Origin of the sequence: Syntrophus buswellii, from assembly GCF_046097065.1 — a bacterium.
Classification (GTDB): Bacteria; Desulfobacterota; Syntrophia; order Syntrophales; family Syntrophaceae; genus Syntrophus; species Syntrophus buswellii.
In genome coordinates, this window is record NZ_CP175563.1 from 477301 (window position 1) to 489787 (window position 12487).

At 57.6% G+C, this 12487-nt stretch carries 11 protein-coding genes; 4 read left to right on the top strand and 7 right to left on the bottom strand.

The window, feature by feature from the left end; all coding sequences use genetic code 11:
- Positions 1-165: 165 nt before the first annotated feature.
- The gene (locus ACJ77P_RS02105) at positions 166-1347 is read left to right on the top strand and encodes a hypothetical protein (protein ID WP_367360728.1); all 1182 of its coding nucleotides are present in this window, start codon (positions 166-168) and stop codon (positions 1345-1347) included.
- A gap of 51 nt (positions 1348-1398) precedes the next feature.
- Here the strand turns inward: ACJ77P_RS02105 and ACJ77P_RS02110 are convergent, their stop codons facing one another.
- From ACJ77P_RS02110 to ACJ77P_RS02125, 4 genes are read right to left on the bottom strand one after another with little or no spacing between them, the layout of a single operon-like run.
- Entirely contained in the window at positions 1399-2160 is a 762-nt protein-coding gene (locus ACJ77P_RS02110) for a CoA-transferase subunit beta (RefSeq protein ID WP_367360727.1), read from the bottom strand.
- Positions 2157-3152, bottom strand: coding sequence for a CoA transferase subunit A (locus ACJ77P_RS02115; protein WP_367360726.1), 996 nt, complete (start codon positions 3150-3152; stop codon positions 2157-2159). The genes ACJ77P_RS02110 and ACJ77P_RS02115 overlap by 4 nt, the downstream gene beginning before the upstream one ends.
- Positions 3153-3163: 11 nt before the next feature.
- The gene (locus ACJ77P_RS02120; protein ID WP_367360725.1) at positions 3164-3697 is read right to left on the bottom strand and encodes a hypothetical protein; all 534 of its coding nucleotides are present in this window, start codon (positions 3695-3697) and stop codon (positions 3164-3166) included.
- Positions 3698-3730: 33 nt separating this feature from the next.
- Entirely contained in the window at positions 3731-4654 is a 924-nt protein-coding gene (locus tag ACJ77P_RS02125; RefSeq protein ID WP_367360724.1) for a DMT family transporter, read from the bottom strand.
- Positions 4655-4927: 273 nt separating this feature from the next.
- Between ACJ77P_RS02125 and ACJ77P_RS02130 the strand changes: the two genes are divergently transcribed.
- On the top strand, positions 4928-6502 hold the full coding sequence (locus ACJ77P_RS02130) for an NAD(P)H-hydrate dehydratase (RefSeq protein ID WP_367360723.1): 1575 nt from the start codon (positions 4928-4930) through the stop codon (positions 6500-6502).
- A 14-nt stretch (positions 6503-6516) separates the two neighbouring features.
- On the opposite strand, the gene ACJ77P_RS02135 is transcribed toward ACJ77P_RS02130, so the two are convergent.
- From ACJ77P_RS02135 to msrB, 3 genes are all read right to left on the bottom strand, one after another.
- Positions 6517-7491, bottom strand: a complete 975-nt coding sequence (locus tag ACJ77P_RS02135) for a polyprenyl synthetase family protein (RefSeq protein WP_367360722.1) — start codon at positions 7489-7491, stop codon at positions 6517-6519.
- A 291-nt stretch (positions 7492-7782) separates the two neighbouring features.
- Positions 7783-8580: a LamG-like jellyroll fold domain-containing protein gene (locus tag ACJ77P_RS02140; protein ID WP_367360721.1), complete on the bottom strand. Its 798-nt coding sequence runs from the start codon at positions 8578-8580 to the stop codon at positions 7783-7785.
- A 336-nt stretch (positions 8581-8916) separates the two neighbouring features.
- A complete protein-coding gene (msrB, locus tag ACJ77P_RS02145) occupies positions 8917-10011 on the bottom strand; it encodes a peptide-methionine (R)-S-oxide reductase MsrB (RefSeq protein WP_367360720.1) in 1095 nt (364 codons plus the stop codon).
- A 373-nt stretch (positions 10012-10384) separates the two neighbouring features.
- Between msrB and ACJ77P_RS02150 the strand changes: the two genes are divergently transcribed.
- Both ACJ77P_RS02150 and ACJ77P_RS02155 read left to right on the top strand, forming a co-directional pair.
- Entirely contained in the window at positions 10385-11233 is an 849-nt protein-coding gene (locus ACJ77P_RS02150) for an MlaE family ABC transporter permease (protein ID WP_367360719.1), read from the top strand.
- A 5-nt stretch (positions 11234-11238) separates the two neighbouring features.
- Complete coding sequence (locus ACJ77P_RS02155) at positions 11239-12483, top strand: ABC transporter ATP-binding protein (protein WP_367360718.1); 1245 nt, start codon at positions 11239-11241, stop codon at positions 12481-12483.
- Positions 12484-12487 lie beyond the last annotated feature (4 nt).

Sequence of the window (12487 nt, forward strand, 5' to 3'; positions counted from 1 at the left end):
CAAGCTCAGAAATTCATCGTGACGGCCTCCGGCACCTGTAAAATCGATTCCGGGGCTTTTCACCAGTCTCCCTGCTTATGGACTTCCGACCATGCGGAAGAGTAACTCAAGAGAGGCCGTTTCCTGTGTGCGAAGGGAAACGGATCCCCTCTTCGAGGAGTTCATATGGAAAAGATGCAACCGGAGGACTTAACGTCCATGGTTCAGAATCTCATGCTGGATTTCGCCGATCTGACCGGTCTGCAGCCGCAAGGGAGAGCGCCGCGGCGTTATCTGTGGACGGACGCCTTTGCCGTCTGCAATTTTCTGGAGCTTTACGGGAGGACGGGGGAGAAGCGCTTTGAACAGCTTGCATTGGAACTGGTCGGCCAGGTCCATGACATCCTCGGACGGCACCGTGGCGATGACAGGCGAACCGGCTGGATCAGCGGTCTTGATGACGAGCATGGCGCGATCCATCCCACCGCAGGCGGGTTGAGAATCGGCAAGGAGATGAACGAACGCCGATTCGATGAACCGTATAACGAAGAGCTGGAATGGGATCGGGATGGACAATACTACCACTATCTGACGAAGTGGATGCACGCCCTCAATCGTGTGAGCCGCGTCCGCGGGGAGGCCGTCTACAACCGCTGGGCGATTGAACTTGCAAAGGCGGTCCATGCCCGGTTTGTCTATGTCCTGCCGTCAGGGAACCGGAAAGGGATGTACTGGAAAATGAGCATAGACCTTTCCTGTCCCCTTGTATCGTCCATGGGGCACCACGATCCTCTCGACGGACTCGTCACCTACCTCCAGCTGCAAACGGCGGCGAAGCATTTCAACCCAGCAGCCGGGTCCGTCCTTGACGCGGAAGTGGAAGACACGGTTCATCTTTGCCGTGGAAAGGACTGGACCACCGATGACCCCCTCGGTATCGGCGAGCTCTTGAGCTTTGCCTGCAAGCTGGCTCAATTGATCCTCCACGAGGGATTGCCCTATGAAGACGTTCTCGAGGTCCTGCTGAAATCCTCGAGGTCGAGCCTCGAATCGTTCGAGGGGAGGAGTTTTTTCCGGCTTCCCGCCCAATACCGGCTTGCCTTCCGGGAACTGGGGCTGTCCATCGGGATCCGCGCCATGGGGAAACTGCTGAAGCTCTTCGAGCAAGCCCCGGAAGATTCGGAGAGAACACGATCCCTCCATGCTCAGGCCCGAGACCTGATCAAATATGCCCCGCTGAGTGATGTGATCGAGGAATACTGGCTCATGCCCGAACACAGGAATACCGGCGGATGGCTGGCGCATCGCGACATCAATATGGTCATGCTGGCAACCAGCCTGGCACCGGACGGGTATCTCTCGCTCTGATCGCCATGCACGGCCGGTATGGCCCCTCCGACGGAATGCCCCACGGGGTTTTTAAAGCTGCATCCGCCGGGGATCGCATTTTCCCCGCAGTATCCGCAGCTCTTCTTCCGTCGGAGGATCGGCGGGCCGTGCGCGGGAAATATCGACGGCAAATTCCATGTGCTCCAGGACCTGCTGAGGCGTGATGCCCGGATAGAACCGGTCCAGATACATTTCCTTCGTGTCCTCATCGAACCGCATCACCGCCATATTGGTGACGACGCAGGTGATGCCGCCCGGCGGCAGGCCCGCCCGCCGGCGGGCTCCGGGGCCGTCCAGATTTCCCGGGCTCGTGAGATAGTCCAGTTTCCGAACGAACTTTCGCCTCTCGTGGTGCATGAAGACGATGCAGCGGGGAACGAAGGAGGCCACGTCGCAGCCGCCCCCGCTTCCTGCAAAGCGGGTGTTCGGCTTGGAGTAGTCGCCGATGGCTGTGGTGTTCAGATTGCCGTATATGTCAATCTGGGCGGCGCCCAGGATGGCAATGACGCGGTTCCCGGTAATCCTGTTCTGCATGGTGGCAAAGGCGTCCATCAGCCCCCCGGTGGAGTTTGCTCCCCACATGACCCGGGAATCGGACACCGCCCAGGGAAGATCTTCCAGAAGGGCGTCGACCGCCCCGGATTCGAAGAAAATCACGCTGTCCGGGGCGGAGATGTTCTTTGCCGCCATGGCGGCGAGCATGGAGATGCCCGTTCCGCAGAACACGATGTCGCCGTTGTGGATTTCCCTGGCGGCCATGATCGTCATGATTTCCGGTGAGGTGCCGTTCATGGCGCCTCCCCGCGGTCATACCACTGCAGGTTGGTGGCGTAGCCCCGAGTCGGGTCCGCCTTTATTTCCCCCAGCCTTTTCCGGCCGACCCGTTCCAGGAATTCTCCGTGATTGCTCACGCCGTAGATGAACTGATCCTGGTACGTTCGGAAGAGCCGCTCATCCCTGGCCGCCTTGGCGTAGGCGATGAGATAGTCGGGGTCATAATCGTAGCAGCGATAGACGGCCGTTGGATAGGCGCCGTAGGGGACATGGCAGACAGCGCTGACGTGAATAAAGGGGATCTGGTTCAGTCCTGGATTTTCCCTCAGCTCGCCGGGTTCAACCAGCTCTTCGCAGGTCACGATGACGTGTCGCGAGGCCTTCGCCTGTTCGATATCCGCATAGGTAAGCCCCAGGATCCGGCAGGTTCCCTGGTAGTCGGCCTTCTGCACATGCAGAATCGTCACGTCGGGGTTGATCGCCGGAACGAGGACCACCCTGGGAGCGTCGGCCCAGGAGCCGAAGGGATTGTCCACAACGACCAGCTTTTTGCCGGCGATTTTCGGGTCCTTCTGCCGCATCTCCTCCGAGAAGCCCCACCGGTTGATGATGTCGGTGCCCAGGGAAGAGCGGGTGGGAAGGAAGGGTACGCCCATGGAACCGGCGGCGAAACGCAGGGTCATCTGATAGTTGGAGTAGTCCTCCACCTGGATTTCCCCCTCCTGAACGGCTTTCCGGAAGCGGATGCAGGTGGTCGCCGCCTTTCCGTTGCCGCCATAGGCGATCTCCAGGCGGGAAATGCAGCCCCCGCCGATCAGTTCATCGATTCCGGTCCCGTTGGAATGGACATAGAAGTGGAGATTTTTGATTCCCTGGCGGATGATCGTGTAAACGGCCGCCATGGGATTGCGGCTGATGGAAAATCCGCCGATGGACATGTGGCTGCCGTCCCGGACAAAGGTCCGGACGGCCTCATCCAGGTCCATGACCTTGCTGCGGGAATCCTCCATCGCTTACCCTTTTATTTTGATTCCGGAGTTGCCGGAGTCGCCTGCGGTGCGGCCGTCGGCGGGGGTGGTGCGGCCATTGGCGGCGGCATGACGAACGGGGCGGCTGGTTTGGGGATCAGGTTGTCGAGGCGTCTTTCAAAATTCAGGATGAGGTTCCGCTGGACTTCCAGATCGATGGCCACCTGGATATTGGTGCCGGCGATTTCGCGCCTTAACTCATCCAGATGGGCCTTGTCGATCCCCAGGCTTGCGGCGTTCAGCTTCGAGAGGGGAGCGTCCGCTTCCCGGAGATGGCCGTTGGCCAGGCCGAAGTTTCTTTGATCGAGGTCGAAGAGCGTCTGGAAGAGGGCAGTCCGGGCCTTGAGTAAGTGGGTGCTGTTTTCCGCAGCAATCCGTCTGGCCTCGCTTTCCTTCAGCTGCTGAAGGCATTTTTCCTTCTGGGCATTCACCTGGCTTCTCCCATGCCACATGCCTCCCAGGTAAAGGGCGGCACACAGGACGACGACAACCACTGCGATGATGCCAAGTTTTTTACCTCTGTTCATTGGTCTTCCTCCTTGATGGTTCCAGTTCCATATTCAAAGCGCTCTCTGCGTTGATGGCCCCTGTTCCGGTCCGCCCAGGGAAAAGGCCAGCCCGAAAAGAATCAGGGCCGTACCGGCGAACATAAAGGCATTGATGTCCTCGTGGAGCAGCAGGGCGGCCAGCACCGAGGCCAGTGCCGGTTTGATGAAAAACATCATGGACCCCTTCTGCGCCGGGATATTGAGAAACCCGAAGTAATAAAGAGCGTAGGCCAGGGCGGTGCCCGGCAGGGCAAGATAAAGCACGGGCAGCCAGGCATCCCCCAGGCGGGTCAGGGTGTCCGGTGTAAAGCGCAGCCAGGCCAGGGGCAGAAGAAACAGGCTTCCGAAAAGCGCGGAAAACCCCATCAGCACAACCGCCCCGTACCGCCCGACCACGCGCCGGGAAATGCAGATGCTCAAGGCAAAAAAGAATGCCGACAGGAGCATTTGACCGATGCCGACGAGGGAGGAGAGCGAAAGAGCCCCCGTTTCGCCGGCAAAGAGGCAAACCCCGGCAGCGCCCGTGGCCACGGCGATCCATTTGCGCCGATTCCAGGATTCCCCATTGACAAAACGCGCGAGGATCATGACAAAAACAGGGTTTATGCTGAAGACGACCGCACAGGAGGCGGCTTTGTCCATCGTCTGGATCGCGGTGTGAAACATCGATATGGCCAGGGAGATTCCCAGCAGGCCGTTCAGGCAGAAGATCCCGTAATCCCCTGCCGCCAGCGGTTCGAGTCTCAGGCGAAGGACGGGAAAAGACCACACCAGAAGGACCGCGCCCGTGAGGAAGAAGCGCAGAAACGTCAGGATCAGGGGGTCCACCTGCGGTCCAATGAGTTTGCTGGCGATTTCCACGGTGCTGAAAAGAGCGACGGCGGCCAGAAGACTGAGCATTCCCAGCGCTTCGTCTCGGGAGGTAGCGATGTGCATCAAAAACGATGGTCTCCTGCTTACGGGCAGAGCCGGAGAGGCTGTGCCCATCCGTTTTGGGTCCGGTAACGCCGGGCTGCCGTTTTTGTCCGGAAACGGGCGATGGCTTGACGGTTGCTCCGCACCGCATGATCCTTGCGCCTGAACACCTGAGGCAGAATCTAGCACACCTTTCCCGGAAAATACAAATTCAAAGATCGCTTCTTGCCATCTCCACCGGTTTGAGGATAAAGAAAGAGAGAGATTGCGGAACGAAAAGCCAAGGAGTCCGATATGAGAGTATGCAGCGTTCGGGAAATGCGCGCCATGGATCGGTATGCCATTGAAAAGCTGGCCATTCCGGAAGAAATTCTGATGGAGAATGCGGGATTGGCGTCGGCGGCGGTTTTAAATCGTGAAATCGGAATCCCGGGGAGGAGATTTGCGGTTTTCTGCGGCGGAGGAAACAACGGGGGCGACGGTTTTGTCGTGGCCAGGAAAATCCTGTCCGACGGGGGATCCGTCACGGTTTTCCTCCTTTCCGACCCGGAAAAATTTCAAGGAGCGGCCCGGACCAATCTGGAAATCATAAAGCGGCTGCCCCTGTCACTGGTGCGCCTGGATTCCCCGGAGCGGATCCGCGGCGATGTCGCCCATTGCCATGGCATTGTGGACGCGATTCTGGGCACCGGACTGGACCGCCCTGTCGGGGGGCTCTTTAAAGAGGTGATCGAACGAATCAATGCCAGCGGCAAAAAAGTGCTCAGCCTGGATATCCCTTCCGGCGTGAACGGCGATACGGGTGAGATCCTGGGGGTCGCCGTTCGGGCCGATTACACGGTAACCTTCGGGCTTCCGAAAATCGGCAATCTCCTGTATCCCGGATTTGCCCGGGGAGGAAAACTCCATGTCTGCCATATCACCTTTCCCCCGGATCTGCAGACGGGAGAGTCGATCCGCGTCCGGATCAACACACCGCCGCCTGTTCCGCCGCGTGATCCCGACGCGCACAAGGGGAGCATGGGGGAGGCCCTTTTTATTGCCGGTGCGGCAAACTATTTCGGGGCGCCCTGCTTTGCCGCCCTGTCCTTTCTCAAGGCGGGAGGGGGGTATTCCCGTTTGGCGGCACCGGCATCCATGATTCCCGCCATGGCCCAGCGAGGCGGAGAAATCGTTTTCGTCCCACAGAGGGAAACGGCGGCAGGCAGCCTGTCGGAGGAGAACTTCGAGGCCCTGCTTGCCCTTTCCTCCACGATGGACATGGTCGTCCTCGGTCCCGGCCTTTCTCTTGAAGGGGAAACCCAGGCCCTTGTCGGGAGGCTGGTCCGGGATATTCCTGTCCCCCTGCTCATCGACGGCGACGGCCTGACGGCGATTGCTTCCCGCCTCGAACAAATCCGGGCACGGAAGGCGCCGACGATTCTCACCCCCCACCTGGGGGAAATGGCGAGAATCTCCGGGAAGGGCATTCCCGATATCCGGCGGAACCGGATTGGCGTTCTGCAGGAGACGGCGGCCGATCTCCGGGCCCTCATCGTTCTCAAAGGGGCCCATTCTCTCATCGGAATGCCCGATGGACGGGTCTCTGTGAATCTCAGCGGGAACGCAGGAATGGCAACGGCGGGATCCGGGGATGTGCTGACGGGGACGATCGCGGCCATGTACGGTCAGGGGCTTCCCCTGGATGAGGCCGTCTGCAAGGGGGTTTTCATTCACGGACTGTCGGGGGACCTGGCGGCGGAAAGCCGGGGAGAAGATGGAATGACGGCTTCGGACATCCTCGAATTTCTGCCCGAGGCAAGAAGGGCGGACCGGGCGGGATTGCCGGAGCATCTGCGCCGCCGCTATGCAGGTCCTGAGGTGCTGTAAGGATAAAAGGGATCTTAAAGGTTCCGTTTCAGGACGTATTCGGAAATGGCCAGCAGGGCTTCCTTTGCCGGCCCCTCCGGCATCCCGTCCAGAAACGCCCTTCCCTCGTCAATGAGGATTTCCGCCGAGCGAAGGGCGTCGGCAATGCCGCCGTATCGTGAAATCAGGGCCAGGATTTCCGCCACGGGTATTTCCTTTGCTTTTCTTTCCGCCAGGGCCTCTTCGATAAATTTCCGCTCTTCCGGTGTACAGCGCTTCAGGGTATAGATCAGGGGGAGGGTCATCTTCCCCTCGCCGAGGTCCTTGCCGATTTCCTTCCCGAATTCATCCTGGCTGGCGACATAGTCCAGGGTGTCGTCCGTAATCTGGAAGGCCGAGCCCAGGCGCAGGCCGAACTGCTTGAGCGCTTCGATCCGTTCGGTTCCGGCGCCGCCCAGATGGCCGCCCAGGGCGCAGGCCGCCGAGATGAGAATGGAGGTCTTTTTCTCGATGATCTTCCGGTACTCCTCTTCGGAAAGGTTCGCTTCGCCGCATTTGATCAGCTGAAAGACCTCCCCTTCCGACATGACGTTGGAGGTGTTCGAAATGAGCTGAATGATCTCCATGGTTCCGTCTTTTGCCATGAGCTGGTAGGCCTTCGAATAGAGATAATCGCCCACCAGGACCGTGGCGGCGTTTCCCCAGATATTGTTGGCCGAGACCTTGCCGCGGCGGGTCTCCGCCTTGTCGATGACATCGTCATGGAACAGGCTCGCCGTATGGATGAACTCGATGACGGCGGAAAGGGTGTAGCAGCGCGTGCCCCGGTAGCCGAAGAGGTCGGCCGTTGCCAGAACCAGCAGGGGTCGGAAGCGCTTGCCGCCGCTGCCCAGCAGGTGGTTGACGATCTCCGGGATGACGGATACTTCGGAACGAAGATGGGCCTCCATTTCCTCTTCGACGCGTTTCAGTTCCGAAGCGTAACGGGAAAAGACCTCCTGAATCTGCATGATAACTCCAGTCCTGTAACCGGCTGAACGGACCCGCTCCAGGGGATTGCCGGAAACGGAAAAATCAGCCGGATTGTTGATGTTATTCCACGATCTGATGCCCGGAAGCGATGGAAGCATTTTCGGGGACAATCGCAGAGTCGGCGGAACTATAGGAGATGCGGCCGGAAATGTCAATTCTTTCATCCCTCAAGAGAGGCCAATCCTGCTGGAAGAGCCGCATAAAAAAGGCAGGACCGCCAAGGGATCCTGCCCGATATTTCTAGAAGTAAACGCGATGGTTGTATCTGCTTATGCCTTCAGTTTTCTCCTGAGTCCGGCAATGACGGCAAGCCCCGGAGCAAGGAACAGAAGGCTGGCGGGAAGCGGAACGGCTGTGGCCGTGAAGTCTCGCTGGATATCGGAGATCCTGACCTCGTCGATCGTTCCCGGAGTCGCCCATGTCCAGGAGTCTGTCCCGATGAGGGCCGTTGTATAATTCGGGTTGCTGGGCGCCACGTTAGTGGGGTTGGTCCCTTTAAGAACACCGTCCACCCACACTTCTATACCCTTCGATCCCCATGTTCCCGCGAGATGGTGCCATCCGCCCACCAGGCTTTCCAGGGTCATCTCACTGCTGGCGATATTCCAGCCCCCATTCCAGATCATGAACACCAGCTTGTCCGAGTAACTCCCATGCCTTCCAAGAAACCATCCATCGTCCCAATTGTTCCCATATTCTGTGCCGGAGCCCAGCACCACCATGTACGAAGGGGAACCGGTCAGATTCACCCATGCCTCGACGCTTCCCTGTGTATAGTCCTTCACAGGATTCTGATGCACATTGCCGAGGCGGACGTAGTCTCCGTTGCCGTCCAGTGCGAGACCGCTTCCGAATTTTCCGGAACCGGTGATCTGTGCGTTTCCATAAAGGACTCCGTCATGGTTGCCCACGCTGTCGGGAGTCACGCCCCCGGTCTCGGAGTCGAGGTGATAAAGGGCGACGGTGTTGGCGTCAACAGTATAGGGAACCGTTAACAGCGCATTCCCGTTCGGCGCGGACATCAATAAAACGGCTGCTGCAAAAATGAATACAATGAATTTTCTCATACTCCCCTCCTGATAAGTTATTGCTGTCCGGGCGGTGTCTGATGGGTCTCCTTGCCGGCAGCATCTTGAAGCCCTTCGATTTCCCTGCCGCTTGGTCTATGAAGAATTCGACATCCTCCTTTCCGATTTCCCGGTTCTGCCAGAGGGTGACAGATGAATGCACGAAAAGAACAAGAGCCGGCAATCTCTCTTAGGATCTGGAGCTTCACTGGGAAAATAAAAGTTCAGTAATAAAGATACAGGATACGGCCGTTTTCAGCAATCGGTCTTATCCTGATTTTTTACTTCTAAAATCCTTACGAATGAGCCCGTTGCGGATTCAAAATTATCCAGAGGTTAGTCTTCGCTGAAAATCCGGACATAGTTTCCGTATCCTTCCTTCTCCAGATCCTCTCTGGGGATAAAGCGCAGCGCGGCGGAATTCATGCAGTAGCGCAAACCTGTCGGCCCGGGTCCATCGGGAAAAACATGACCCAGATGGGAATCGCCATGGCGGCTGCGGACCTCCGTGCGCCGGGAAAAGAGGCGGTTGTCATCCCGCTCCACGATATTGCCCGGCTCCAGAGGTCTGGTAAAGCTTGGCCACCCCGTTCCGGAATCATATTTGTCCCGGGAACTGAACAGCGGTTCGCCGGAAACCACATCCACATAGATTCCCTCTCTCTTGTTATCCCAGTATTCATTACGAAAGGGAGGTTCCGTAGCTTCCTGCTGCGTGACCTGGTACTGCAGGGGCGTCAGGATCTTTTTCAGGGTCGCCTCGCCGGGCTTGACACAGGCACGGCCATTGTTCGAGGGAACCGTGTCGGTTTCCCCGCCCCAGACTTTTTCCCGAAACCGGTCCCGGCCGGATCCGGAACGGTAGAGTTGATAGTGCAGCGGGTTCTTGCTGTCGTAGTCCTGGTGATAGCTCTCCGCTTCGTAGAACCGGGTAGCGGGAAGAATCTCTGTGGCCACCGGCCTGGCGAACTTCACCGACTGATCCAGGTCCTGTTTTGATCGTTCTGCCGCCTTCCTCTGATCCTCGTCATGATAGAAAATAACACTCCGGTAATGGGGGCCGCGGTCAACGAACTGTCCTCCTCCATCCGTGGGGTCGATATGCCGCCAGAAGATATCAAGCAGCTGTTCATAGGAGATCTTCTCCGGATCATAGGCGATCTGAACAGCCTCAACATGGCCCGTTCTGCCGTAGGTTTCGTAGGTCGGGTTTTCTCCTGACCCTCCGGTATATCCTGAGACAACCTGGATCACACCGGGCACCTTTTTAAAATCGCTCTGCACACACCAGAAACAGCCACCTGCAAAGGTGGCGATCCGGGTGCTGCGTTTCTGCTCTGTCATCGTGTTTGCTCCTTTCTGGGAAGGGGAATTGCCGTTGCAGCCGAACGTCAGGATCAGAATCAGAATGACTGAAAATATCTTTCGCATGGTCGGCCTCCGGTTGTGTTCTGTTTTTCTTTTAGAATATAATGTAGTGACGATTTCCAGTTGATCAAGGGCGCATGAAAATTGCAATTTTCACATCGCTCTCGGAGAAGATGTCTCTCCTTACGGATTGAACGCGCCCCCTGACGATGTGACACAGCGAAGAGAGATGGGCCGCATCGGACAGGCCGTCTCATTCCAAGGGGTCGATCCTTCATCCCAATGGGTTGAATTTAATGAATCCTTTGTGAAACAGGGAAGCTCTGCTTGACTTGTTCCGCCGGGAGCTGATAATAAGATCCGGTTTAATGATGTATGGAACGGATGTTGGACAGGGGAAGTCGTCAAAGAGTCCAACCGGATAGAGGCTTGATGTATGACGCTGTCTGCGAAGATACAGAAATCTTTTGAGAATGGGGAACCGCGGCGGCCGGGCAGGCTGCTGACCCTGCCCTTTGCGCTGCTGGGCAGTACGGCGCTTAACTGGGTAAACCATGCAGGCGCTGCCGTGATCTTTCTGCTGCTGGCCATCATGAGGATCCCCCGTGCCCGCCAACTGGAGAAGGTGATTCAGCAGGTCTATTACATCGGGGCGAGATCCATGATGATCATCATGCTGGTCGGCCTTTTTACCGGCATGGTCCTGGGCCTTCAATCCTACCACGCCCTGGTCAAGGTCGGTGCGGAAGGGGCCCTAGGCACCCTCGTCGCCCTGTCGCTGATCCGGGAATTGGGACCCGTCCTGACCGCCATCATGATCACGGCCAGGGCCGGATCCGCCATTACCGCGGAAATCGGAATCCAGCGAATCTCCGAGCAGATTGACGCCCTCGACACCATGCACATCGATCCGCTGAGATACCTCGTCAGCCCGAGGATTGCAGCGGCCATTATCAGCTTTCCCATTCTGACCACCCTTTTTGACCTGATCGGCATTCTGGGCAGTTACGTTTCCGGTGTCTGGATCATGGGCGCCAACGCCGGCACCTATTTTTATCGCGTGCAGTCCAGTGTGGAGATGAAGGATGTGACCGATGGGTTCGTCAAGGCGTTCGTCTTTGCGGTCATTGTCGCCACGGTCTGCTGCTATCAGGGCTATTTTGCCCATATGCGTTCGGAGAGCCGCGGGGCGAAAGCCGTCGGTCTGGCAACGACCTCGGCCGTCGTCCTCTCCTGTGTGCTGATCCTGGTATCGGATTATGTGGTTACCTCCCTTCTGCTCTGAGGTTGATGATGGATAATCCACTGATCGAATTTCGGGACGTGACGAAGCGTTTCGGATCCCTCACCGTCCTGGAAAAGGTCAATCTGAAAATTTATGAGGGGGAGGTCACGACCATCATCGGTTTGAGCGGTGGCGGCAAGAGCGTCCTTCTCAAGCATATCATCGGTCTGCTTCAACCGGATGAAGGGAGCATCCTGTTCCGGGGGCAGCCCCTGGACCAGATGAGCAAAAAGGAACGGTATGCCGCTCTGGGCCGGATGAGCTACATGTTTCAGGACAACGCGCTCTTTGATTCCATGACCGTCTATGACAATATCGCTCTGCCCCTTCGGGAAACGACGAGGCTCAAAAAAGCGGAAATCGACCGCAGGGTCAGGGCCCGGATCGAGCAGACGGAGCTGATCGACGCGATGTACAAATATCCCTCCGAACTTTCCGGGGGCATGCAGAAGCGGGCGGCCCTGGCGCGGGCCCTGGTCATCGATCCCCAGATCGTCCTCTTCGATGAACCGACGTCCGGACAGGACCCGGTGCGGAAAAATGCCATCCTGAGCATGATCGCCCAGTATCAGAGAAAATTCGGGTTTACCGCGGTCCTGGTCAGCCACGAGATTCCCGACGTCTACTTCATCTCCAATCGAATCCTGGCCCTGTACAACCGGACCATTGTCTTTCAGGGAACCGTTGAGGAGCTGGAGGATTTTGACCATCCCTTCAAGGATGAGGTCATACGCAGTCTTGAGGGCCTGCAGCAGGAACTGACGGGGCTGCGCTCCAAGCGGCAGTTCAAGATTCAGTATCATGCAAGCATGAAAGGGGGCGCTCTGGGGGAAAGCTTCACCATCATCATCTTTACCCTGGAGGGGCTGGATTCCGTCATCAGCAACCTGGGACACGATGCGGCACAGAAGGCGATCCACAGCACCGGGCTGTTCATCGATAAGCACTTTGGTCCCATCGGCGGTTTTTCCACCCGGGTCAATGCTCAACAGTTCGTGACCATGCTCCCCTATTCGGATCAGACCGAAGCGGATGCCCTCATGGTTGATTTTATTAATGAATTCCAGGAAGAAGGGATCCGGGGCATCCAGGGCGAGGCCGTCGGCAAAATGGGTGATGGGTGTGTTGAACTGGTTGTTCTTGCCGGAATGGCCCAGGGCAACCTGCTGGAAAAAATTGAGTCTGTCATTGAGTGCGCAAGAGACCGGCAGAAAGAAATCGGCCGCATAACGTGCGACACGCAGGAGTAAAGCC